This window comes from Buchnera aphidicola (Eriosoma lanigerum) (assembly GCF_964059125.1).
GTDB lineage: Bacteria > Pseudomonadota > Gammaproteobacteria > Enterobacterales > Enterobacteriaceae > Buchnera_D > Buchnera_D aphidicola_C.
On record NZ_OZ060395.1, the window covers coordinates 95,661 to 121,672 of the forward strand.

Consider the following 26,012-nt stretch of genomic DNA (forward strand, 5'->3'; position numbering starts at 1 on the left):
TAATAATTAATTGTTTTAATAATATGTGATAGAAAAATCACAATTAAATTACATTTATATTTATTTTTTTTGTATTATTAGTGATATTAGTGTATTTTTTTGTATTCTAATATTAGAATAATATATTCGATACATTTTAATTTTGGTTTAATCAACATTTATTGTGATTATGTAAAATAGAGGAATATGTTTTATGCAGAAATTAATAGTAGGTGATTTAATACCAAAGTTTATTTTACCTGATCAAGATGGATCTCCAGTAAACATATTAGATTTTTTGGGAAAACAATTATTGATTTATTTTTATCCTAAAGCAATGACTCCTAGTTGCACAATTCAAGCATGTAATTTACGTGATAATATGGATAAATTTAAATCTATTGGATTGGAAATTTTAGGAATTAGTACTGATAAATCTGAAAAATTATTACGTTTTATAGAACAAGAAATGTTGTGTTTTACTTTGTTATCAGATTTCAATCACCAAGTTAGTGAACAGTTTGGTGTATGGGGGAAAAAATTTTTCATGGGTAAACCATATGAGGGAATCAATCGAACTAGTTTTTTGATTAACTCTTATGGTTATATAGAACAAATTTTTAATAATTTTAAGATTAATGATCATCATAACATTATTCTAAAATATTTACAATTGATATAAATCAATAATTGATAATTAATAGGTGGGCATATTATATTAGCCCGCCAAATATAATATATTAATTATCTGTACTCATATATATAAATATTTAATCATATAAATTATATAGTATATATTTTTATTTATATGTTATTTTTTTTATTGTTTATTTTTTGTAGAATAACATTGTGCTCTATTTCTTAATACATGATCCATTAAAACAATAGCTAACATTGCTTCTACAATTGGTACAGCTCTAATTCCAACACAAGGGTCATGTCTACCTTTAGTAATAATTGTAGTATTTTCTTGTATAGTATTAATTGTTTCCCCTGGTATTTTAATACTTGATGTTGGTTTAAAAGCCACTCTTGCAATAATAGTTTCACCGTTGCTAATTCCACCTAAAATACCTCCTGCATGGTTACTTTGGAATCCATGAGAATTTATTAAATCTCTATTTTTGCTACCTAATTGATTGATTACAGAAAATCCATCTCCAATTTCTACTCCTTTAGCAGCATTAATACTCATTAAAGCATGAGCTATATCTGCATCTAATTTATCAAATACTGGTTCTCCTAATCCGATTGGAATATTTTCAGCTAATACTGTAATTTCTGCTCCTATAGAATCACCTTCTTTTTTAATTTTTGTAATGAGTTGTTTTAATAATGGAACTTTTAATATATCAGGGGAAAAAAATGGATTATTTTCTACTTCTGTCCATGATTTTAATTCACATGTAATATTACCCAATTGAGATAAATATGCTCTTATTACAATTCCATATTCTACATTTAAATATTTTTTTGCTATTGCACCGGCAGCAACTCTCATAGCAGTTTCTCTAGCAGAGGATCTACCTCCTCCTCTGTAATCTCTAATTCCATATTTTTTTTGATATGTAAAATCAGCATGTCCAGGACGATATATGTTTTTTATATCATTGTAGTCTTGAGAACGACAATCTAGATTATTAATTTGTAATCCAATACTAGTACCAGTTGTTTTTCCATTAAATACTCCAGATAAAATATTTACTAAATCTGATTCTCTTCTTGTAGTTGTATATTTAGAGGTACCTGGACGTCTACGATTTAGTTCATTTTGTAAATCTAAGTTAGATAATAATAATCCAGGAGGTACTCCATCTATAATACAACCTAATGCAATACCATGAGATTCTCCAAAAGTAGTGACGCTAAACATTTTACCAATACTATTACCGGGCATATTGTATTCCTTGATATTATAAAAATTATAGTATATTGATGATACATATAAGATATGTATAATATTTTCTTTTGTATTTTTTAAATAAAAATTTTAACATGTTTTTTATTTTTAGTATTATTTTTTTACTAGTGATAGATGTGTATATTTATACATATATTAGTTATATTTTTATATATAGTATGTATAATATTTTTATATATTAATTTTATTTAATATTATTCATAATAGTTATATGTAATATAGTGTATTTTATATTTTTATTGTAGATATATTTTTTTTATTATTTTTAAGAATATTTTGTTTTAAAATAATTTTTTAATATTTATATGTGAATACAGATTATTATGTATTATACACAAGTGTTATTTTTTATTAATTATTGTTTATTTAAATATAAATATGTTTCATGATTAATACAACAATTTAGATTGTATGTATTTTTTTAAAATTGTAATTTTATTTTTTTTGAGATTATTATGAACAAAAAAACAACTATACCAATTAGTGAAAAATTAATTTTTCGACAGTGGTTAGGGAAAACACGTAAAATTATTCAAGATAAAATTTTTCCGAAAAAGATTGTAAAAAGAGCAAATCATATTTTAAAACGAAAACAATCAGAAGAATCTGCTCATAGTTATTATTTTTCTTGTCGTAATGTTTCTCATTTATTAATAGATAATTCTATATTAGTAGATGCTCCTGTTTGTTACATTAGAAAAAATGTGCATATGAATGAATTAAAAAAATTAAAGTTAGGTAAATATATTCCAGAAATTTTTTTAGATTTACATGGTTTAACACAAAATCAAGCGAAAATAGAATTAGGAAAATTATTTTTTATGTGTCAACAAGAAAAATTTTCTTGTGCATGTATTATTCATGGTCATGGTAAAAATATATTAAAACAACAAATTCCTTTTTGGTTATTGCAACATCCATTAATTAAAGCTTTTCATTCAGCACCTAAAAGGTTTGGTAGTAGTGCAGCTATTTTTATTTTAATGGATGTGCATTTAAAATAATTTTTATTATATTTAGTATAGTTTGTCTATAAGATAGTTTTTATGGTACATAATATTAATTGCTATTAACATGATTTATATATATTAAATATAGGATTATTAAAGTATCTTTAATTATACTAAATATGATTAAGATAGATTTTAATAAATTTTAAATATAAGTATTCTTGATATTCAATTAAAATTAATTATATGAGTTATTAGTACAATTATATAATAGTTATTAATAAATAAATATTAGAAAAATATATTTTTGGTAATTAAAAATTTTTATTTTTTATATTATGATGTTCATATTTATTATAGTATCTATTTTATTTATGGAATTGTGTATATGAATATATATTCAATACATATTGATGAATAATACATATGTGTATTTATATAAATATGTATTTATATTTAATAATTTCTCTTATATTAATTTTTGTATATATTTATAATATGATGAACAATATTATTGATCGAGAGATGTTATTTTAATTTTATTATTTAATAATATTTAATATTTTTTATATTGTCATTGTTATTTTCTTTATTTGAAAATTTCATTAAAAAGAAATAATTTTTTTATTGTTTATTTTAATTGTAACTAATGATTGTTAAATCATTAAAATATATGGGTTTATCATAATGATTAATAATAATCGTTTAAGAATTGCTATACAAAAATCGGGTCGTTTAAGTGATGATTCAAAAAAATTGCTGATACGTTGTGGAATTAAAATTAATTTAGAACGTCAGCGATTAATTACTTGTGCTGAAAATATGTCTATTGATGTTATGAGAGTACGCGATGATGATATTCCGGGATTAGTTATGGATGGAGTAGTAGAATTAGGTATTGTCGGTAAAAATGTATTAGAAGAAAGCTTGTTATCTCGTCGAGCTCAAGGAAAAGATGCTTTGTATGAAATTTTATATCAATTAGATTTTGGAGTATGTCGTTTGTCTTTAGCTATACCACAAGATAAACATTATACAAATTTACAATGTTTGAATAATAATTGTATAGCTACCTCTTATCCTTATTTGTTAAAGAAATATTTAAATGAAAAAAAAATTAATTTTAAATCTTTTCTATTAAATGGATCGGTAGAAGTTGCCCCTCGTGCAGGTTTAGCAGATGCTATTTGTGATTTAGTGTCTACTGGAGGAACATTAGAAGCTAATGGTTTACGAGAAGTAGAAGTAATTTATAACTCTAATGCATGTTTAATTTGTAGAACGGGAAATATTTCAAATTTAAAGAAAAATATTATTAAAAAATTAATTATACGTATACAAGGAATAATTACGGCCAGAGAATCAAAATATATTATGCTACATGCTCCTAGTGATAAATTAAATGAAGTAATATCTTTGTTACAAGGAGCTGAATGTCCTACTATATTAAAATTAGCAGGAGATAATTCTAGAGTTGCTATGCATATGGTCAGTAGAGAAAGTATATTTTGGGAAACAATGGAAAAATTAAAATCTTTAGGTGCTAGTTCTATTTTAGTATTACCAATAGAAAAAATGATGGAGTAAAAGTTATAATGTTAGATAATATTTTTATTTGGGATAAAATAGATTTAAAGATTAGAAAAAAAATTTTATCACGACCAATTATTAAAAATCAGGAGTTAATTCAAAGTACTGTAACAACAATCCTTAATGATGTATTAAAATATGGTGATAATGCATTATATAAATACACAAATATATTTGATTTAATTAAAATTAATGAATTTAAAATAAACGAACAACAAATAATGAATGCTGTTTCTAATATTAGTATAGATCTGAAAAATGCTATTATTCATGCAAAAAAAAATATTGAATGTTTTCATAATTTACAAAAAAATAAATTATTAGATGTAGAAATAGAACCTGGGATAAGATGTAGTCAAATAGTTGTTCCAATCAATTCTGTAGGATTATATGTTCCAGGAGGCTCCGCTTCTTTATTTTCAACAGTATTAATGTTAAGTATTCCTGCCAAAATTGCAGGATGTAAAAAGATTATCTTATGTTCTCCTCCTCCTATATCTTATGAAATATTATTTACAGCTTATATATGTAATATTAATAATATATATCAAATTGGGGGTGCTCAATCTATTGCTGCTATGGCTTTTGGAACAAATACTATTCCTAAAGTTAACAAAATTTTTGGTCCTGGGAATGCATATGTTACTGAAGCTAAATTACAAGTCAGTAAATTATTAGAAGGTGCTGGAATTGATATGCCTGCAGGACCTTCTGAAGTATTAGTTATTGCAGATAATTTTGCAAACGATAAATTTATTGCAGCTGACTTATTATCGCAAGCTGAACATGGAGTAGATTCTCAAGTAATCTTAATAACTGATAGTGAAATATTAGTTGAAAAAGTAATTAAATCTATTAAATTACAGTTGAAAACCTTATCTAAAATTGATGTTTTATTACAATCACTTAAACATAGTCGTTTTATTGTTGCTCCTAATTTACTTGAATGTATTAATATATCTAATATGTATGGTCCTGAACATTTAATTATTCAAACTAGAAATTTTAAAGATTTATTGCCATATGTAATTAATGCTGGTTCTGTATTTTTAGGACCTTGGTCACCTGAATCTGCTGGAGACTATGCTTCAGGAACTAATCATGTTTTACCAACATATGGTTATACATCTAGGTATTCTGGATTAGGAGTAATGGATTTTCAAAAAAGAATAACTATACAAGAATTAACTTCTAATGGTTTATTAAATTTATCATCTACTATTCAATTATTAGCAGAAACTGAAAAAATGGAAGCACATAAGAATGCTGTTTTAGTTAGATTGCAAGAGTTAAAGGGAAAATAATGAATTTTGATATTAATTATTTAGTTCGTAAAAATATATTGCATTTAATTCCTTATCAGTCAGCAAGACGTATAGGAGGAGTTGGTAAAGTATGGTTGAACGCTAATGAATTACCAACATCAGTTTCATTTCAATTACAACATGATAATCTTAATCGTTATCCTGATTTTCAACCTATAGATTTGATTACTAAATATTCAAATTATGTTAATTGTAATCCAGAGCAAATTTTAGTAGTTAGGGGAGCTGATGAAGGAATTGAATTATTAACACGAACTTTTTGTGAACCTGGTATTGATTCTATTATTTCTTGTCCTCCTACTTATGAAATGTATAGTATTTGTGCTAAAATTTCTGGGGTGAAAAATAAATTATGTAATACAAACCAAAATTGGAGTTTAAATTTATCTAAAATAGAATCAAATTTAAATCAGGTGAAATTAATTTATATTTGTAATCCAAATAATCCTACAGGTAATTTAATTGATATTTCTCATATTGAATATTTATTAAATATTACTTTAAATAAATCTTTAGTAGTGATAGATGAAGCTTATATTGAATTTTCTGAAAAATGTAGTCTTGTTTCTTTAATGTCAAATTATCCTAATTTAGTAATTTTAAGAACGTTATCTAAAGCTTTTGGATTGGCAGGGATACGATGTGGTTTTGTTTTAGCTCATAAATCAGTTATTACGCTATTATCTAAAGTATTAGCACCATATCCATTACCAAATCCAGTAATTGATATAGCTTCTATAGCTTTAACAGACAATAATATTAAATTAATGAGGAATCACGTAGTAACAATAATTAATAATCGAATTTGGTTAAGTAATGAATTAAAAAAACTTACTATAGTTATTCAGGTATTTATAAGTTTTACGAATTATATTTTAGTACAATTTATTAATCCTGATAAAATATTTAATTTTTTAATAAAAAAAGGAATTATATTACGTAATCAAAATCATAAATTATATTTATCTGGATGTATTAGAATTTCTATAGGAACATATTTAGAATGCTGTCAAGTACTTGAACATATTAAAGAATTTTCTAATAGGTAGAGGAAAATATTATTATAAACAACAATAGTAAAAAAAAAATTTTATTTATTGATCGTGATGGTACTTTAGTTAGTGAGCCTAATGATAATTTTCAAATTGATGCAATAAATAAAATTATATTTCAACCTGACGTTTTTGTTTCTTTAACAAAATTAAAGAAATTTGGGTATAGTTTTATTATGATTACTAATCAAGATGGATTAGGGACATTAGATTTTCCCTTTGATACTTTTATGGAATCTCATAATTTTATACTAAAAATATTTCAATCACAAAATATTAAATTTGATGAAGTATTAATTTGTCCTCATTATATAACAGATAATTGTCAATGTAGAAAGCCGAAGTTAGGTTTGGTTCAACCATGGTTAAATATGACTGAATTTGATAAAAAAAATAGTTATGTTATAGGTGATAGAGAAACGGACATAGAATTAGCAATGAATATGGATATTTCTGGAATAAAATATGGAGAAAATAATTTAGGATGGTTAGATATAGCATCTAAAATTATTGAAGTCGATAGATATGCAAAAGTTTATCGATTAACTAAAGAAACTGAAATAACAGTTCAAGTTTGGCTTAATCAAGAAGGAAAAAGCAATATTCAAACTGGTATAAATTTTTTTAATCATATGCTTGAACAAATCTCAATACATGGTGGTTTTTCTATGAATATTCTTGCTAAAGGAGATTTACACATTGATGATCATCATACTGTAGAAGATATAGGAATAGCTTTAGGGGAAGCATTATTACAGGCTATAGGAGATAAAAAAGGAATTGGAAGATTTGGATTTACATTACCAATGGATGAAAGTATTAGTAGCTGTATATTAGATTTTTCTAATCGTCCATATTTAAACTTTATAGGTAGTTTTCATTATCAAAAAATTGGTGATTTTAATACAGATATGGTGGAACATTTTTTCCGTTCTCTTAGTTGTTCTATGTGTAGTACTATACATTTAAAAGTGGTTGGTAAAAATGATCATCATGCAATAGAAAGTTTATTTAAAGCTTTTGGAAGAGCTATTCGACAAGCAATTAAATTAGAAGGAAATATGTTACCAAGTTCAAAAGGAATATTATAAATGAAGATTGTTATATTAAATACTGGTTGTGCTAATTTATTATCAGTTAAATTAGCTATTGATAGATTAGGATATGATTCAAAAATTAGTTGTGATATTCTTCAAATTTACAACTCTGATAAAATTATTATTCCTGGTGTTGGTAGTATGGCTTCTGTAATGAATCAATTATATCAACTAAATTTGATTGAAATAATTAAAAATATTACTCAACCTGTATTAGGAATTTGTCTTGGTATGCAAGTTTTAAGTATGTTTAGCGAAGAATCAGGAGGTATAAAAGGATTAGACATTATTCCGGTTAATGTTTCATTATTGAATACTAATGGATTATCTTTACCACATACTGGATGGAATAAAATAAATTTTAATATAGATCATCTATTATTTAAAAATATAAATATTAAAGATCGATTTTATTTTGTACATAGTTATGCGATTCCAATAAATAAATTTACTATTGCTAGTACATTTTATGGAATGGAATTTACTTCAGTCATACAAAAAAATAATTTTTTTGGGGTGCAATTTCATCCAGAGAAATCAGGTTTATTAGGAAATCGTTTACTAAAAAATTTTTTAGAAATTTAAGAGAAACAAAAACATGATTATTCCAGCAATAGATTTAATAAACGGGAAAGTAGTCCGATTATATCAAGGAAATTATTCTCAAAAAAAAATATATAGTACTTGTATTGAACAATATTTAGAAGAATGTTCTGTATCTGGAGTAAAATCAATTCATATTGTAGATTTGGATGGGGCTAAAAATCCAGATTTTAAGCAATATAAAATATTAAAAAGTATAATTTCTACTTATATAGATATACATTTTCAAGTGGGAGGGGGTGTTCGTACAGAAAAAGATATTGATATGCTTTTATCATTTGGAGCAAAAAAGATAGTAGTTGGATCATTAGCTATTACTAATAAAACTTTAATAGAGAAGTGGTTGCATACATATGGTACAGAAACTATTGTTTTAGCTTTAGATATAAAAATTAATGGTAAAAAAGAAGTTTGCATTAATGGATGGCAAGATAATACTGGTATAATTTTAGAAGATGTTTTGGAGTATTATATTCCATTTGGTTTAAAATATATTTTATGTACTGATATATCTAAAGATGGAACATTACAGGGTAGTAATATTCAATTGTATAAAGAAATTTGTAACGCTTATTCAAATATTGCAGTACAATCTTCAGGAGGAATTGGATCATTGCATGATATTTATTCTTTGAAACAAACAGGAGTGAAAGATATAATTGTTGGACGTGGATTATTAGAAAAAAAATTCACAATTTCGGAGGCTATAACATGTTGGCAAAAAGAATCATACCTTGCTTAGATGTTAAAGATGGTATAGTAGTCAAAGGTATTCAATTTAAAAATCATAAAATTGTTGGTGATATTATACCTCTTGTGAATCGTTATCTTCAAGAAGGAGCTGATGAATTAGTTTTTTATGATATTTCTGCATCAGCAAAAAATAAATTGGTTGATAAAAAATGGATAACAAAAATTGCAGAAGTCATCAATATTCCATTTTGTGTTTCTGGAGGAATTAAAACAATAGAAGATGTTAAAATGATTTTATCTTTTGGTGCAGATAAAATTTCTATTAATTCTCCTGCTCTTGAAGATCCTAGTTTGATTTCTAGGATTGCAGATCGATTTGGTACACAATGTTTAGTGATTGGTATTGATTCCTGGTTTGATAAAAATCATAAAACTTATAAAGTATATCAATATACAGGTGATAGTAAAAAAATGCTACAAACAGATTGGAATACTATAGAATGGGTTAAACAAGTACAGATTCTTGGAGCTGGAGAAATTGTGTTGAATGTAATGAATCATGATGGTGTTTGTCATGGTTATGATGTGTTACAATTAAGTGAAATACGAAAAATATGTCATGTTCCTTTAATTGCATCTGGAGGAGCTGGAAGGATGTCTGATTTTTATGATGTGTTTCATTTTGCTAAAGTAGAAGGGGCTTTAGCCGCAACAGTATTTCATAAAAATATAATAAATATAAAGGATTTAAAAAAATTTTTAATTAATAAAGGATTGGAGATTAGACAATGTTGTTAAATGAGAATTTAAATAAATTAAATTGGAAGAAAAATGATGGATTATTGCCTGCTATAATACAACATCATATTTCAGGAGAAGTATTAATGCATGGTTATATGAATTCAGTATCGTTAGAGAAAACATTAACAGAAAAATTAGTGACATTTTATTCTAGAAGTAAAAAAAGATTATGGACTAAAGGTGAAACTTCAAATAATTCATTATTCGTTATGGATATTACGGTAGATTGTGATTATGATACAATTTTAGTGTTTGTAGAACCAAAAGGTAATACATGTCATTTAGATAGAATTAGTTGTTTTCCAGATGTTCATAAATGTTTTTTTTCTTTTTTATTAGATTTAGAAAAATTAATTGAAAAAAGGAAAAGAACGAAAAATATTAATTCTTATACGAGTGATTTGTTTGTTAGAGGTACTCAACGTATAGCACAAAAAGTAGCAGAAGAAGCTATAGAAGTAGCATTGTCAGCTGTTTCAAATCAAAAAAATGAATTAATTAGTGAATCTTCTGATTTAATTTATCATTTTTTAGTATTGTTACGTAATCAAAATATTAATTTTAGTACTATTGTAAATCATTTAAAAAATATAAATTTATCAAAAAATAATTCATTATTAGATAAATAATTTATTTTTATATAATATACAAAATATTATGTAATAGTAGAACAAGAATATTTTATTATTTATAGTAATAGTAGTTATCATTTTTTTTATTGTATATTCTATTAAAATAATTTTTATTTAAAATACACTCTTGATTTACATATAATTAAATATAGATTAATTTATCATTTGGAACGAAATACATATTTTTTATATCAATCAAGATATATAATCAGTTATATAATATTTTTAAAAATCGTTTCAAACAATATTTTAAACTATAATGTAAAGGATAGATATAATTACATGATAGGTGATAAAAATGATTGAAAAGCAACACATTGGTGTCGTTGGAATGGCTGTTATGGGAAGAAATTTAGCATTAAATATGGAAAATCATCATTACCGTGTTTCTATTTTTAATCGATCTAGAATTAAAACGGATGAAGTTATAATTAAATACCCTACAAAAAAAATATTTCCTTATTATACTATTAAAGAGTTTATCAATTCTTTAGAAAAACCTTGTCGTATTTTACTAATGATTCAAGCAGGACAACCTACTGACGAAATGATTTCTTCTATTATTCCTTATTTAACATCAGGTGATATTATTATTGATGGAGGAAACGCATTTTATAAAGATACAATACGTCGTTATAATGAATGTTATAAATTGGGTTTACATTTCATTGGAGCAGGCATTTCTGGAGGGGAAGAAGGAGCATTAAAAGGTCCTGCTATTATGCCTAGTGGATCTAAAGAAGTATATGATCATTATATTGCTCCTATTTTTACTAAAATTGCTGCTACATCAGAAGGAGAACCTTGTGTTTCTTATATAGGTCCTAATGGTTCTGGTCATTATGTGAAAATGGTTCATAATGGAATAGAATATAGTGATATGCAATTAATTTCTGAGTCGTATGTATTGTTAAAATATATTGCTAACATGAATAATCAGGAGTTATCTTCTATTTTTTCAGAATGGAATAAAGGTGAATTAAATAGTTATTTAATTGAAATAACTAAAAATATTTTTAATAAAAAAAATGAACAAGAACAGTATTTAATTGATTTTATTGAAGATACAGCAGAAAATAAAGGAACAGGAACATGGACTAGTCAAAGTTCATTAGAACTAAATGAACCTCTTTCTTTAATTACTGAATCTGTCTTTTTTCGTTATATTTCTTCTTTACAGGATCAACGTAAAAAAGCATCGAAATGTTTATTAGGACCAAAACACTTTAATATTATTAAAAATAGAATTGAATTTGTTGAAAACGTCAGAAAAGCATTATATTTAGGGAAAATTATTGCTTATGCTCAGGGTTTTTCTTTATTATCAGTAGCATCAAAAAAATATAATTGGGAATTAAAATGTCATGAAATAGCAAAAATATTTCGTTCTGGATGCATTATTCGAGCTAAATTTTTATATAGAATTATTGATTCTTATATGTTAAATAATAAAATAGAAAATTTATTATTAACTCCCTATTTTGTAAACATTGCTAATGAATATCATGAATCTTTAAGATTAGTAGTGTCACATGCTGTATTAAATGGGATTCCTGTTCCAGCTTTATCATCTGCTATTTCTTATTATGATAGTTATCGTACTGTTTTTTTATCTACTAATTTAATTCAAGCACAAAGGGATTATTTTGGTGCACATACTTATAAAAGAATTGATATTTCAGGTATTCATCATACTAATTGGATTTGAATAAAATAAAAATAATATTTTAATTAGATATTTTAATATATTATGTTTTAATTTTATTATTTTAGATAGCAATTATTAATGAAATATTGTATGTATTGTTATTAATAGAGATGCTGTTTAGCATCTCTTTTGTGATATTTTTATAAATATAATAAATTTATTATTTTATTTTTTTTATTTATATAATGGACATTATAATTAAAAATTGAATGAAAATGTATATATATTTGTATACATATGTAATAATCAAAGATAATCTTTTTATTTTTTTTTAGATATATATATTTGATATAATGCGTTGATAATATTTAAAATATTATATTTATTATAATTAATATATTATAACTATGTATTTTATTGTATATAAATAAATTATTTTTTTTTTATTAAAATAAAATTTTAATAGGTAGAACTAATGCGTTTATCGGACAAAGATATTGAGTTTTGGTTAGATAGTGGGTTATTAAAAATTTTTCCAAGACCAGAATCACATTTAATTAATGGAGCGACAGTAGATATCAGATTGGGAAATCGATTTAGAGTGTTTAGAAGTAATGAAAATAAAATTATTAATTTAGGTAATGATGAACAAAATATTAAAGATATTTTAGAAAAAACTATGTCTCCAGAAATTTTTTTGTCTAAAACAGATTATTTTTTTTTAAAACCTAGTGGTTTTGCGTTAGCAGTTACTGAAGAAAAAATTAGTATGCCAAATACTTTGGTTGGTTGGTTAGATGGTCGATCTTCTTTAGGTCGTTTAGGATTAATGGTACATGCTACTGCTCATAGAATTGATCCTGGATGGGAAGGAAAAATTGTTTTAGAATTGTTCAATTCAGGTAAAGCAGTATTAGTATTACAACCAGGAATGTATATAGGTGCAATTAGTTTTGAGATTTTATCTAGTATGTCTATTCGTCCTTATAATGTTCGTTTAGGAACGAAGTATTTACAACAAGATAGTATTATTGTTTAGTAAAATTTGTTCGCATTATTAATAAATTTATGGATTATAATATAATTATAAATAATTTTTATGATAATTGAAATTATATAATGTTTTTTTAAATAAAAATATTTTTATTGATTTGATATATTCATGTATTGTAATATTTTTATATTAAATAAAAAAATATTTATTATATATATTTTTATATCTAATACTTATTTATAGGAATTATTTTTTTTATTATTGTAATTTTTATAAAAAATATATCTATTTTTTTTTTTAAATTAGATAAATATTTATCTAATGTACGATAGCATATACCATGAAATAAAATTTATTTAATATATAAATATAATTTACAGGAACTTCTATATGTCATTGTTTAAGAAAAAAATGTTAGTAACTTGTGCTTTTCCTTATGCTAATGGATCAATTCATTTAGGACATTTGTTAGAGCAAATTCAAGCAGATATTTGGGTTCGATATCAAAGATTGCGTGGACATATAGTATGGTTTATTTGTGCTGATGATACTCATGGAACTGCAATTATGATGAAATCAAGAAATATGGGAATATCGCCTGAAAAAATTATACATTCTGTATTATTAGAACATATTTCTGATTTTAAATCGTTTAATATTTCTCATGATAATTACTATACAACTCATTCTTCAGAAAATTATTATTTTTTAAAAAAAATTTATCATTTGTTAAAGAAAAAAAAATTAATTCATGAAAAAAATATTACTCAATTGTATGATCCAATAGAAAAAATATTTCTTCCTGATCGTTTAATTAAAGGTGTGTGTCCTAAATGTAATGAAAAAAATCAATATGGTGACAATTGTGAACAATGTGGATCAATTTATGATTCAGTGGAATTAATTGATCCTATTTCTACAATATCTGGTGTAAAACCGATATTGCGTAAATCAATGCACTTATTTTTTAATTTACCTTGTTTTCGGGAACAATTATATGATTGGATGCATTCTTCCAATGTGTTAGAGAAAAAAGTATTAAATAAAGCAAAAGAATGGTTTAGTACAGAATTAAAACCTTGGAATATTTCTAGAGATGGACCATATTTTGGTTTTCAGATTCCAAATTATTTTAATAAATATTTTTATGTTTGGCTAGATGCCCCGATTGGTTATTTAAGTGTATTTAAAAATTTATGTACTAAGAATAAAAGTATATGTTTTAATGATTTTTGGGATGTAAATACAACAACATTATTATATCATTTTATAGGTAAAGATATTATTTATTTTCATAGTTTGTTTTGGCCAGCTATATTAGAAGCTTCTGGATTGAGGAAACCTACGAAAATATTTGTTCATGGTTACGTTACTGTTAAGGGATTGAAGTTATCTAAATCTAAGGGTTCTGCAATATTAGCAAAAGATTGGTTGAAGTATTTAGATTCTGATAGTTTACGGTATTATTATGCTTCTAAATTATCTTCTAACATAGATGATATTGAAATTAATGTACAAGACTTAGTCCAGAAAGTAAATTCAGATATCGTTAATAAAGTGATTAATTTAGCATCAAGAACAGCTAAAATTATTAATAAATATTTTAATAGTCAATTATCAGATAAAATAGATGATAATCAGTTATTGAATATATTTTTAGATTTTACTAAAAAAATTGAATATTTTTTGGAACATAGAGAGTATAGTGAAGCAATTCGTAGTATTATGAGATTTGCAGATATGGGAAACAAATATATTAATACTCGATCCCCTTGGATTATTTTACAAACTAAAGGTATTGTTATAGAAGTACAAGATATTTGTTCAATGGGTATTAATTTGTTTCGAATATTAATGACTTGGTTACAACCTATTGTACCTAATTTAGCAAAGAATACAGAATTGTTTCTTCTTAGTAAATTATCCTGGAATTCCATTAATATTCCTTTATTATCTCATAAGGTAGCTATTTTTAAACCATTATATAAAAAATTAGATTATAATTTAATTAAAACAATTTTTGATTAAAGTAAATAAATATTTAATTATAATTATTACCATGAATATGGTTTATATGATTATACCATGACAAACACCATTTTTTTCTATTTAATAAAATTTTTGAATGAGATGTATAGTATCCTAATGCTGTAATAAAATGATTATTGTAATATATCATTGGAATTCTTTTTCTTTCCCAAGGTGGAATTCTCATTTTTTGCCATATTTTTTTTATTTCAATGAATTTATGATTTTGGTTAATACATTTTTTATCTGCTTGGAAACGGATATTAACTATTTCGTTAGAATGAGGAATAGGCAAATTATTTCCATAAAGATTTGATTGAATGATTCCTAATTGATTAGGTAAAATTAATGGTTTATTATAATTTTTCCAAAATATAATTAGATTATTTATTTTTTTCATTATAGGAAGAATATAAATAAATGTTTTATAACGAATAATTTCAAATTTATGAAACTGTAATTTTGGATTAATAGAGTTTGGCATTAAAATCAGTTCATTATATATCATATTAATTTTATGATAAGAAGGCATTTCTTGATGATGAAATTTAATCCAGTGTCGTAAAATTAAATTTCTCATTGTTTCATTATATCTATTAATATCAATAATATTTAATGAACCATTAGAACACAAATATTTGTTGAATATTTTATATGTAAATTGATTGAGTATAATATTTTCTTCATTAATTAATTTAATACTTCGCATAGAATTTTTTATAAAAAATGGCCATTTTTTTTCTATTTTTGGAAGAATCTGATGTCTTATAAAATTTCTGTCAAATTTTATATTTTGATTAGATGAATCAGATAACCAACTTAATTTTTGATTTATTGCCCAATTTTTTATTTCTTGTTTAGTAACGTATAATAATGGTCTACAATGTATATTAGCTCCAATTTTCTTTATATAAGGCATAGAACTTAATCCAGTTGGTCCACTTCCTCTTTTTAATGCTAATAAGAACGTTTCTAATTGATCATTTAAGTGATGTGCTGTTAGTAAAATTTCTGATTTTAATAAATTTTTTTGAATAGCTTTATAACGTTCTATTCTAAAGTAAGCTTCTATTCCATAAACATTTTTTTTATAATTAGGGATAGATTGAATAATGCATTCTACGTCATATTTTTCACAAATATTTTTACAAAAAATACTCCATTGATTGGAATTTTTATCATAATTATGATTAATATGAATAGCTCGAAATTTTATAGTATGATTTTTTTTTTTAAATGAATAAATTGATGTAATAATACAGTAGAATCTATTCCTCCACTATATGCTATCATAAAACTATAATTATTATGAAATTGATTGATAAAATCATTAATCAAAATTATATCTCCATAAATGTTTGTATACTATATTTATATTTTTATGCATTATGCAATAAGGTTGTTGTTTTTAAATAGAATTTAATTAATTTATTGTAATATATTTGTACGTTCGAGTGGATTTGAACCACTGACCCCCACCTTGTCATGGTGGTACTCTAACCTTCTGAGCTACGAACGTATAAAATTTTTATTTAATTGTTAATCATATTATAATAATATATAAATTTCAAATTATATTAATTGTTTATTTATGGTAATTAATAAATACATATTAGTTGTTAATAATTAACATAAACATGTTGATGTTAATCATATATGTATGATATACATTGATATACATATTAGATTTTTAAAAAATTTATATAAAATCAATAATTATATTGATCATATTCAATTAAGATATATATAAAATTATTTTAATATATATTTATAATTTTAATATATTTTATTAATAATTAGATCTTATAATTAACTATGTATGATAGGAAAATCAATTGTTTACAGGAATTATAGATGGAATTGCTAAAATCATTTCAATTAAAAATAAAAATAATTATTTAACATATACCATTCAAGTACCAAAACATTTATTAGTTAATTTAGTTATTGGAGCTTCTATATCTAATAATGGATGTTGTTTAAGTGTAACATCTATTTTTAAGGATTTGATTAGTTTTGATATTATATCAGAAACGTTACGATGTACTAATTTAGGTATGTTAAAATTAGGTGACTATATTAATATTGAGAGATCAAAAAAATTTTCTGATGAAATTGGAGGTCATATACTTTCAGGACATATTTCCACTGTTTCTAAATGTATAAAAATTATAAAATTTAGTGGTAATAGTCAGTTGATGTATTATCAATTATGTGATAATTTTTTCATGAAATATATTTTTTATAAAGGTTTTATTAGTATTAATGGTATTAGTTTAACTATAACAGAAGTAAGTGAAGATTATTTTAGTGTTCATTTAATACCTGATACAATGTTAAAAACCAATATGAAAAATGTTACAAATGGTGATGTAGTGAATATTGAAATTGATTATTTTACTCAAGTTATTGTTGATACTACAGAAAAATTTATTAATTTATGTAAATTAAATTAATTCAGTATATATAAATTTTATAATACTTATTTTTATAATTTTTATAATCATGATGATAATATTATATATTCAGTTATATATATAATATGTTTTTACAGTGTGATTTCAGTAGATAATATGATTATTTATATAAAGTTAAATATTTTTTACATACTTGTAAATCACTTTTTTATAAAAAATATTTTATGATGATAATGACAGCAAAAGATTATTTATTAATGTTTCGTAAGGTAAATACACTGAATAGCCTTGAAAAATTGTTTGATCGATTAAATTATTCATTAACTAATAATAATGATTTAATCAATATGTATAGGGCTGCTGATCATAGAAGAGCAGAAATTACAGCTGGAGGAAAACTATTTGATTTAGGTTGTATACCAAAATCATTATGGCATTATGTATTGTAACACTAACTATAATACTTACAGAAAATTATTTTGTTTATTTTAAATTATTTATATATATTTATATATAAGTACTTTAATTTTGTATTTATTACTGATAAATGCATTTTTCATTATTTTTTTATTGTATATTTAGTATATATATTAGTCTGTTAAACAATATTTTGTAATTATTTAATAAATATGTTTAACAATAATAGTATTTATTTTCAAATATTTAGTATGAATAAATATAAATATTTATTTATTTATATATATAGAAAGCGTGATTTAATTATGTCAAAATATTTTTATTTATTTATTATGAATATTTTAGTTGAAAATTTCATTTTAGTACAGTTTTTAGGAATATGTCCATTGATGGGAATATCAAATCAAGTATATACTGCAGTTGGTATGAGTATAACTACTACTACTGTAATTATGATTACTTCTATCTTATCTTGGATTATAAATTATTTTATTTTAGTTCCATATCAATTATTTTTTTTACGAACTATGGTATACATATTAATTATTTCTATAAGTGTACAATCTATAGAAATAATTTTAAAAAAAAAAAGTCCAAGATTATATCAATTATTAGGTATTTTTTTACCATTAATTACAACGAATTGCTCAGTATTAGCTGTTCCTTTATTTAATGTGCATTTACGTTATAATTTATTTCAATCAGCATGTTATGCATTAAGTTCTTCTATTGGATTTTCTATTGTAATTATAATTTTTTCTAGTATACGTGAACGTTTGTTATGTTCTAATAACATTCCTATTATTTTTAAAGGTGTGCCAATTGCATTAATTACAGCTAGTTTAATGTCTATTAGTTTTATGGGTTTTGATGGTTTAGTGAGAAATTAGTTATGTTAATTTTAAAAACTGTATTTTTTTTCGGATGTTTAACTTTTTTTTTATCACTGATATTAATTTATATTTCTGAAAAATATGTTATATATAGTAATATACTTATAGATTCTATTGATAATTTATTACCACAAAGTCAATGTGGACAATGTCAGTATGTCAGTTGTTATTCATATGCTAAAGCAATTATTTTAAATGGAGAAAAAATTAACAAATGTATTCCAGGTGGCATGAGTATTATAAAAAATATATCTAATTTTTTAAATGTTGATGTAGTTAAAGATCAACATTTTGAAGATAATAATATTATAATTGATTATCGTATTATTGCCTGGATTAATGAAGATCATTGTGTTGGTTGTAATAAATGTATTCATGTTTGTCCAGTTGATTCTATTATTGGATCTAAAAATTTAACTCATACAATTATAAGTGATTTTTGTACAGGATGTAAATTATGTATTGAAGTTTGTCCAACTGATTGTATTAAATTACGAAAGGTAGAAATTTAGTAATTTGTACTAGATTGAGAATAAAATATTGAAAGTACGTTCATTTTTATATAAATTGAAATATAAAATAATTTATTATATTAATAAATTGAAAAAAGAAAATATATTCTTTGGAGGTTTACGGGTTGCTTCACATAAGCCTATTAATCATTTTTTCTTACTAAAATCTATTCCTATACCTTCAATAGTATATATTCCTATTAAAAATTATCTAATTAGAAAACAAAGATTATTAGTTTCTTTAGGAGATAAAGTATCTACAGGAGAACCGTTAACTGTTGGAGATATAAATAATGTTGTAGTACATTCTCCTATTTCTGGAATTATTACTAATATTAATATCAATGATGAAGAATTGTATTTTGATAATAAAGAAACTATTATTACTATACAATCTAATGGTAAACAGAATTATTTTTTTACTGTTGAAGAATGTAATTATAAATTATTAAAAAAAAGTGAAATATTACGTAAAATTTATCAATTTGGTATTGTTGGTTTAGGAGGAGGGGGATTTTCTAGTGCTTCTAAATTACAAATGTTTATTCCATTAAAATATAATACATTAATTGTTAATGCTGCTGAATGTGAACCATATATTGTTGCAGATGAATGTTTAATACATAATTATATTGACGAAATTTTAAAAGGATGTGAAATATTAGTATGGACTTTAGGTATAAAAATTGTATTGATTGCTATTGAAAATAGTAAGTTAAAAACAATTGAAATTATTCAAAGAGCATTACTGCATTATCCTGATTTTCAATTGCGTGTTATTCCATCAATATATCCATCAGGAAGTGGAAAACAATTAATTCAAACTTTATTTGATGAAGAATTACCATTTGGTATGCATGCTTCTTCAATGGGAATTCTTATACATAATGTTGGTACATTATTTGCAATAAAAAGAGCTATTATCAATAATATTCCTTTAATTGAAAGAATTGTAACTATAGCTGGTAATAATGTATTTAATACTGAAAATTATTGGATAAGAATTGGTACTCCTATTAGTTATTTATTAAAATATATATTAATTAAATCTATAAAAAATAATCAAATATTTTTGGGTGGTCCTTTTACTGGAAAACCATTTATTCAAAATTTTTCTGTAATATTAAAAACTGTAAATTGTATTTTGTTGATGAATAATAATAAAATTTTAAAATCATTGCATCAACAAAGAGAATGCATTCGTTGTTCTGCTTGTTCTAATGTATGTCCAATGAGATTATTACCACAGCAATTATATTGGTATAGTAGAGTACTTGATCATAGTAAAACACAATTTTATAATATTATGGATTGTATTGAATGTGGGGCATGTGAACAAGTATGTCCTAGTAAAATAAATTTAGTTCATTATTATAAAAAAGAAAAAAAAATTGTTATTGGTATAAATCGAGAAAAAAATAGAATTGAAGATTCGAAAATTAGATTTCAGAATCGTTTAAAAAGAATAAATGTGGAATATGATGATGATCAATCATATAATAATTTTCTTTTTAATCAATTTAAAGAAGTAAACTTTAATAATACTATTATACAAAAAAATATGTCTAATCTAGATAAGATTAAATCTAATTTAAACACTATAACTAAAGATATGAGACGTAATATTATAAAGAATGCCATTCTAAAATTGAAAAAGGAAACTAAATAATTTTATTTGAGTATATGTGTAATTTTTTGTAAAATATAATTTATCATATATATATAAATACTGTAATAGAAATATGATATATAGTAATTTATATTAAAATTAATTGTTTTTGTTTACAAGATATATTAAATGTATAAGTATAATACTACAGAAAACATTATGAAGTTAGTAATTTTATCACTGATACCTGGTGTTTTTGTTCAAACTTATTATTTTGGATATGCTACTGTAATACAAATTGTAATTTCAGTAATCGTAGGGCTATGTACTGAATGTTTATTTTTATGTATTTCTCGTCGACCTGTATTATTTTTTATCGGTGATTATTCAGCAATTTTATCAGCTATTTTATTTTCATTATGTTTGCCTATTTTAGTTCCATGGTGGATTAATGTAATTGGTTCAATTTGCATGATAATATTAGGTAAACAGTTATATGGTGGATTGGGACAAAATATATTTAATCCAGCTATGACAGGATATGCTATAATATTAGTTTCTTTTCCTACTATGATGACAAATTGGAATTGTTTAGAGTTATGTATTAAACACTGTTTTAATTTTTTTGATGTTTTAGATTTAATTTTTTCTAATAAACCATTTTTTAATAATCTTATTGTAGATTTAAACAATATTTCTGTAACTCAAGCTACACCTTTAAATGATTTTAAATTAAATCAACATTTATCTTTGGGTACATCAGATATTTCTTTAGAAAACATTCAAAGTAAATATATTTTTTCTGTTTTCTTTTGGATTAATTTTTGGTTTTTATTTGGTGGAATAATTTTGTTATTATATAAAATTATTTGTTGGAGAATATCAGTTAGTTTTTTAGTATCTTTATTCATATTATCTTTATTAGGTTCGTTATATTATCCTAATTTAATTTTATCTCCTAAAATAAATTTATTTTCTGGTGCTACAATGTTAGGAAGTTTTTTTGTTTTAACTGATCCTGTAACATCTCCTTCTACTAATTTTGGAAAAATTATATTTGGTTGTTTAATTGGATTTATGGTATGGATTATACGTAGTTTTGGAAATTATCCTGATTCTATTGCTTTTTCGGTATTATTAGGAAATTCTTTAGTTCCATTAATAGATTTATTAACTAAATCTAGAATATATGGATATAAAAAAAGATAAAGTCATATATGTTTATTAATAATTTTAAAAATTCTATTATATTAGTTATGTTTGCTATTTTTTTTTCAGGATTTACAGCAGTAGTATATAAATTAACGAATAATATTATTATGCAACAAGATCGAATTCATATCATTAAATTGTTAAATGAAATAGTAGATTGTACTGGTAGTAATTGTTGTATAATTCAAGATAATTATCATATTCAAAATAAAATTTTAGGAGATAAAGATTTACATAGGTTTTGGTTGGTTAAAAAAAAGCATTCTATATATGCTTTTATTATTGAAACTACTGCACCTGATGGATATTCAGGTGATATTAAAATGTTAGTAGCTTCTGATTTACATGGTAACATTATTGGGGTAAGAATTATTAAACACAATGAAACTCCAGGTTTAGGTGATAAGATAGATATTCATATTTCTAATTGGATTACTTATTTTTCTGGAATGAATGTATTACCATCAATTAATTATGTTTTTTCAATTAAAAAAGATGGTGGAATAATTAATCAATTTACTGGAGCTACGATTACTCCTAGAGCTGTTACTAATGCTATAAGAAATACAGTAGTTTTTATTGTACATTCTTTATCTTCACATACTTTAATGGATATAAAAGGTAATATTATTTATGTGGATAAAAAAAATTAAACAAATATGTATTAATGGTTTATGGAAAAGAAATTCTACTTGTGTACAATTACTTGGTTTATGTCCTGTATTAGCAATAACTACTAATTTTGTTAATGCTGTTGGTTTAGGAATATCTACAACAATAATATTAATTTGTACTAATAGTATGATTTCTTTAATAAGAAAATTTATACCACATATGATACGTATTCCTATATATATTATAGTGATTTCTTCATTTGTATCTATGATAGACATGTTCATTCATGCTTTTTTATGTGATTTATATTCTTCTTTAGGAGTATTTATTCCTTTAATTGTTACTAATTGTATTGTTTTAGGTCAAGCTGAAATGGTGGCTTCTAGAAACAAAATATTTTATAGTTTAATGGATGGTTTATTTACTGGAATAGGATTAACTATTTCTATGATTGTTTTAGGAAGTATTAGAGAAATAATTGGTCATGGAACAATATTTTATGGTATTTTTCATTTATTTAAATTTATGAGTCCAAATGATTATATAAAAATTATAGATGTTGATTATACAATGCTAGTAGCTTGTTTTCCTGCTGGTGCTTTTATTATATTAGCATTAATTTTAGCATTAAAGTCTACAATTGATCGTATGATTGTATCGTAATTATAAATAAGATTATATATGAATTATCAATATTCCTTCAATTTTAATAAGTATTAATATGAATAGTGATAAAAGAAATGAAATTTTGAATTGTTTTTATAAATATATGCCGAATGTGAAAACTGAATTAAAATTTTCTTCTTCTTTTGAATTGTTAATAGCTGTAATTTTATCTGCTCGATCTACTGATAAAAGTGTAAATAAAATTACTAGTAGATTATTTCAGATAGCTAATACTCCAAATGATATTTTAAAGTTAGGTATAAAAAAATTAAAATTTTATATTAAACATGTTGGTTTATATAATATTAAAGCAAAACATATTATAGATATGTGTAGTATTTTAATTAATAATTATGATGGTGAAATTCCTGTTGATAGGAAAAATTTAGAATTTTTACCTGGAGTTGGTAGAAAGACTGCAAATGTTATATTAAATACTTTATTTGGTAAAGATGTAATAGCAGTAGACACTCATGTATTTCGAGTCTGCAATAGAACTAAATTTGCTACAGGTAATACAGTTATAGCTGTAGAAAAAAAATTAGATCGTTATGTTTTAGATCCATATAAGTTATATTTTCATAATTGGTTTGTATTACATGGACGTTATATATGTACGGCAAAAAAAATAAAATGTAATATTTGTTTTATTAGATATTTATGCGAATTTAACAAGAAAATATTTTATGAATAATTTTTTAGATATAGTAATATTTTATGATTTAATATTAATTTTAATTAAGTAATATTATTCATGATAAATCAAAAATTAATTTATTTTTTATGCTAATATGTTTTATATTTTTCAGAAATTATATATTTTTGCAATTTTAATTTTTATTTTAACAAATATTAAAATATATAATAATATAGTGATATGTAAGTATGTTATTCTATAAAAATATAAAAATTTTTTTAGTTTTTAACTATATTTTAATATGTATATTAATATTCTTTTAATTATTTTAAATTATTTTTATTAATATATTATTTTTAAGTATTTGATAGTATTTGTTAATTAATATGATTTCTCACGTATTTTGTAGGTAAAAATATGAATGATCAAAATATAATTACATTTTTAAAATTAAGAAATTTTATTTTTCAAATAAGTAATTCTAATGAATTATTAGAGTTAACTAATAATACTATGATTTCTTTATATTGTGGTTTTGATCTAACAGCAGATAGTTTGCATATTGGGCATTTATTACCTTTAATGGTATTAAAACATTTTCAGATGTTAGGCCATAAACCAATTGTATTAATAGGTGGAGCAACTAGTTTAATTGGAGATCCTAGTTTTAAAAGTTTAGAAAGAAAACTAAATACATATAATGATATATCTAAATGGGAAAAAAATATTTCTAATCAAATTTCTTTATTTCTTGATTTTAATATAGGTTTTAATAGTGCAAAAATTGTAAATAATAATAGTTGGTTTAATAAAATTAATATTTTATCGTTTTTACGAGATATTGGTAAACATTTTTCAGTTACTCAAATGATTAATAAAGATTCTGTAAAAAATAGAATTAATAGGATAGGACAAGGTATGTCTTTTACAGAATTTTCATATAGTTTATTACAAGCATATGATTTTTTTATTTTAAATCAAAAGTATCAAGTTTGTTTGCAAATTGGTGGTTCTGATCAATGGGGAAATATTTCATCTGGAATTAATTTAATTCGTAGAATTAATCGTAATCAAGTATTTGGTTTAACAGTTCCATTATTAACTCAAAGTAATGGAGTAAAATTTGGTAAGACTGAACAAGGTCCTATTTGGTTAGATCCAAAGAAAACTAGTCCATATACATTTTATCAATTTTGGGTAAATATAGATGATAAAAATGTATATCCTTTTTTAAAATGGTTTACTTTTTTTGATTATTCTAAACTTATGAAAATGGAAAACGAAGGATGTCATGTAGAAAATATTTGTAAAGATAAAATAATTTTAGCTAAAGAAATAACTAATATTGTGCATGGTGAAAAAGGTTTAAAATCTGCAGTAAGAATTACTTCATGTTTATTTTCTAATTGTTTATCAGAAATGACAGAATTAGATTTTGAACAATTAAAACAAGATGGTATTCCTTCAGTTAATTTGTTAGGTACAGAAGATTTACAAACAGCTTTAATCGTTTCTTCTTTATCTTATTCTAAATCTCAATCTAGAAATATGATTATTTCAAATGCTATTTCAATTAATGCTAAAAAAATTTCAGATGTTAAATATTGTTTTTCTAATCATGATAAAATATTTGGTAAATATACTTTATTACAGAGAGGAAAAAAAAAATACAGTTTATTATGTTGGAAATAATATATAAATATTTTATGATGTTTTTGTTT

The 26,012-nt window shown here is 23.2% G+C and carries 26 protein-coding genes and 1 tRNA gene; 23 read left to right on the forward strand and 4 right to left on the reverse strand.

Going from position 1 to position 26,012, the window contains the following annotated elements:
- Positions 1–193 precede the first annotated feature (193 nt).
- Positions 194–661, forward strand: a complete 468-nt coding sequence (gene bcp, locus AB4W75_RS00430; RefSeq protein ID WP_367679500.1) for a thioredoxin-dependent thiol peroxidase — start codon at positions 194–196, stop codon at positions 659–661.
- A 138-nt stretch (positions 662–799) separates the two neighbouring features.
- Here the strand turns inward: bcp and aroC are convergent, their stop codons facing one another.
- Complete coding sequence (gene aroC / locus AB4W75_RS00435; protein WP_367679501.1) at positions 800–1,876, reverse strand: chorismate synthase; 1,077 nt, start codon at positions 1,874–1,876, stop codon at positions 800–802.
- 479 nt (positions 1,877–2,355) lie between these two features.
- On the opposite strand from aroC, the gene smrB reads away from it, so the two are divergent.
- The 12 genes from smrB (at position 2,356) to metG (ending at position 15,313) form a co-directional block, all read left to right on the forward strand.
- Positions 2,356–2,904: an endonuclease SmrB gene (gene smrB / locus AB4W75_RS00440; protein ID WP_367679502.1), complete on the forward strand. Its 549-nt coding sequence runs from the start codon at positions 2,356–2,358 to the stop codon at positions 2,902–2,904.
- A gap of 633 nt (positions 2,905–3,537) precedes the next feature.
- Positions 3,538–4,437 (forward strand): ATP phosphoribosyltransferase, encoded by a 900-nt coding sequence (gene hisG / locus AB4W75_RS00445; RefSeq protein ID WP_367679503.1) that lies wholly within the window; start codon positions 3,538–3,540, stop codon positions 4,435–4,437.
- 8 nt (positions 4,438–4,445) lie between these two features.
- On the forward strand, positions 4,446–5,744 hold the full coding sequence (gene hisD, locus AB4W75_RS00450) for a histidinol dehydrogenase (protein ID WP_367679504.1): 1,299 nt from the start codon (positions 4,446–4,448) through the stop codon (positions 5,742–5,744).
- Complete coding sequence (gene hisC / locus AB4W75_RS00455) at positions 5,744–6,814, forward strand: histidinol-phosphate transaminase (protein ID WP_367679505.1); 1,071 nt, start codon at positions 5,744–5,746, stop codon at positions 6,812–6,814. The genes hisD and hisC overlap by 1 nt, the downstream gene beginning before the upstream one ends.
- Positions 6,815–6,828: 14 nt before the next feature.
- Positions 6,829–7,908 carry a bifunctional histidinol-phosphatase/imidazoleglycerol-phosphate dehydratase HisB gene (hisB, locus tag AB4W75_RS00460; protein WP_367679659.1) on the forward strand — a complete coding sequence of 360 codons (1,080 nt, stop codon included), beginning with the start codon at positions 6,829–6,831 and terminating at the stop codon, positions 7,906–7,908.
- Positions 7,909–8,499 carry an imidazole glycerol phosphate synthase subunit HisH gene (gene hisH, locus AB4W75_RS00465; protein WP_367679506.1) on the forward strand — a complete coding sequence of 197 codons (591 nt, stop codon included), beginning with the start codon at positions 7,909–7,911 and terminating at the stop codon, positions 8,497–8,499.
- A 13-nt stretch (positions 8,500–8,512) separates the two neighbouring features.
- Complete coding sequence (gene hisA / locus AB4W75_RS00470; RefSeq protein WP_367679507.1) at positions 8,513–9,259, forward strand: 1-(5-phosphoribosyl)-5-[(5-phosphoribosylamino)methylideneamino]imidazole-4-carboxamide isomerase; 747 nt, start codon at positions 8,513–8,515, stop codon at positions 9,257–9,259.
- The gene (gene hisF / locus AB4W75_RS00475; protein WP_367679508.1) at positions 9,229–10,008 is read left to right on the forward strand and encodes an imidazole glycerol phosphate synthase subunit HisF; all 780 of its coding nucleotides are present in this window, start codon (positions 9,229–9,231) and stop codon (positions 10,006–10,008) included. The genes hisA and hisF overlap by 31 nt, the downstream gene beginning before the upstream one ends.
- Positions 9,999–10,640 (forward strand): bifunctional phosphoribosyl-AMP cyclohydrolase/phosphoribosyl-ATP diphosphatase HisIE, encoded by a 642-nt coding sequence (gene hisIE, locus AB4W75_RS00480; RefSeq protein WP_367679509.1) that lies wholly within the window; start codon positions 9,999–10,001, stop codon positions 10,638–10,640. Before hisF ends, hisIE begins: the two co-directional genes overlap by 10 nt.
- A gap of 304 nt (positions 10,641–10,944) precedes the next feature.
- The gene (gndA, locus tag AB4W75_RS00485; protein ID WP_367679660.1) at positions 10,945–12,351 is read left to right on the forward strand and encodes an NADP-dependent phosphogluconate dehydrogenase; all 1,407 of its coding nucleotides are present in this window, start codon (positions 10,945–10,947) and stop codon (positions 12,349–12,351) included.
- A 415-nt stretch (positions 12,352–12,766) separates the two neighbouring features.
- Positions 12,767–13,330: a dCTP deaminase gene (dcd, locus tag AB4W75_RS00490; RefSeq protein WP_367679510.1), complete on the forward strand. Its 564-nt coding sequence runs from the start codon at positions 12,767–12,769 to the stop codon at positions 13,328–13,330.
- Positions 13,331–13,675: 345 nt separating this feature from the next.
- Positions 13,676–15,313, forward strand: a complete 1,638-nt coding sequence (metG, locus tag AB4W75_RS00495; protein WP_367679511.1) for a methionine--tRNA ligase — start codon at positions 13,676–13,678, stop codon at positions 15,311–15,313.
- A gap of 13 nt (positions 15,314–15,326) precedes the next feature.
- On the opposite strand, the gene tilS is transcribed toward metG, so the two are convergent.
- The 3 genes from tilS to AB4W75_RS00510 all read right to left on the reverse strand — a co-directional run bounded on the left by tilS (position 15,327) and on the right by AB4W75_RS00510 (position 16,832).
- Positions 15,327–16,571, reverse strand: a complete 1,245-nt coding sequence (gene tilS / locus AB4W75_RS00500) for a tRNA lysidine(34) synthetase TilS (RefSeq protein ID WP_367679661.1) — start codon at positions 16,569–16,571, stop codon at positions 15,327–15,329.
- Complete coding sequence (locus tag AB4W75_RS00505) at positions 16,526–16,651, reverse strand: hypothetical protein (protein ID WP_367679512.1); 126 nt, start codon at positions 16,649–16,651, stop codon at positions 16,526–16,528. Before AB4W75_RS00505 ends, tilS begins: the two co-directional genes overlap by 46 nt.
- Positions 16,652–16,758: 107 nt before the next feature.
- Positions 16,759–16,832: transfer RNA gene (locus tag AB4W75_RS00510), tRNA-Val, on the reverse strand.
- A gap of 316 nt (positions 16,833–17,148) precedes the next feature.
- Between AB4W75_RS00510 and AB4W75_RS00515 the strand changes: the two genes are divergently transcribed.
- From AB4W75_RS00515 to tyrS, 10 genes are all read left to right on the forward strand, one after another.
- Positions 17,149–17,769, forward strand: a complete 621-nt coding sequence (locus AB4W75_RS00515) for a riboflavin synthase subunit alpha (RefSeq protein ID WP_367679513.1) — start codon at positions 17,149–17,151, stop codon at positions 17,767–17,769.
- Between the two features lie 194 nt (positions 17,770–17,963).
- The gene (ydgT, locus tag AB4W75_RS00520; protein WP_367679514.1) at positions 17,964–18,179 is read left to right on the forward strand and encodes a transcription modulator YdgT; all 216 of its coding nucleotides are present in this window, start codon (positions 17,964–17,966) and stop codon (positions 18,177–18,179) included.
- Between the two features lie 273 nt (positions 18,180–18,452).
- The gene (gene rsxA, locus AB4W75_RS00525) at positions 18,453–19,037 is read left to right on the forward strand and encodes an electron transport complex subunit RsxA (RefSeq protein WP_367679515.1); all 585 of its coding nucleotides are present in this window, start codon (positions 18,453–18,455) and stop codon (positions 19,035–19,037) included.
- A gap of 2 nt (positions 19,038–19,039) precedes the next feature.
- The gene (locus tag AB4W75_RS00530) at positions 19,040–19,552 is read left to right on the forward strand and encodes an RnfABCDGE type electron transport complex subunit B (protein ID WP_367679516.1); all 513 of its coding nucleotides are present in this window, start codon (positions 19,040–19,042) and stop codon (positions 19,550–19,552) included.
- Between the two features lie 28 nt (positions 19,553–19,580).
- A complete protein-coding gene (gene rsxC / locus AB4W75_RS00535) occupies positions 19,581–21,221 on the forward strand; it encodes an electron transport complex subunit RsxC (protein ID WP_367679517.1) in 1,641 nt (546 codons plus the stop codon).
- 129 nt (positions 21,222–21,350) lie between these two features.
- Positions 21,351–22,370, forward strand: a complete 1,020-nt coding sequence (locus tag AB4W75_RS00540; protein ID WP_367679518.1) for an RnfABCDGE type electron transport complex subunit D — start codon at positions 21,351–21,353, stop codon at positions 22,368–22,370.
- An 8-nt stretch (positions 22,371–22,378) separates the two neighbouring features.
- Entirely contained in the window at positions 22,379–23,026 is a 648-nt protein-coding gene (gene rsxG / locus AB4W75_RS00545) for an electron transport complex subunit RsxG (protein ID WP_367679519.1), read from the forward strand.
- A complete protein-coding gene (locus AB4W75_RS00550) occupies positions 23,007–23,651 on the forward strand; it encodes an electron transport complex subunit E (RefSeq protein ID WP_367679520.1) in 645 nt (214 codons plus the stop codon). The genes rsxG and AB4W75_RS00550 overlap by 20 nt, the downstream gene beginning before the upstream one ends.
- Before the next feature lie 58 nt (positions 23,652–23,709).
- Entirely contained in the window at positions 23,710–24,348 is a 639-nt protein-coding gene (gene nth, locus AB4W75_RS00555) for an endonuclease III (protein ID WP_367679521.1), read from the forward strand.
- A 360-nt stretch (positions 24,349–24,708) separates the two neighbouring features.
- A complete protein-coding gene (tyrS, locus tag AB4W75_RS00560) occupies positions 24,709–25,983 on the forward strand; it encodes a tyrosine--tRNA ligase (protein ID WP_367679522.1) in 1,275 nt (424 codons plus the stop codon).
- Positions 25,984–26,012 lie beyond the last annotated feature (29 nt).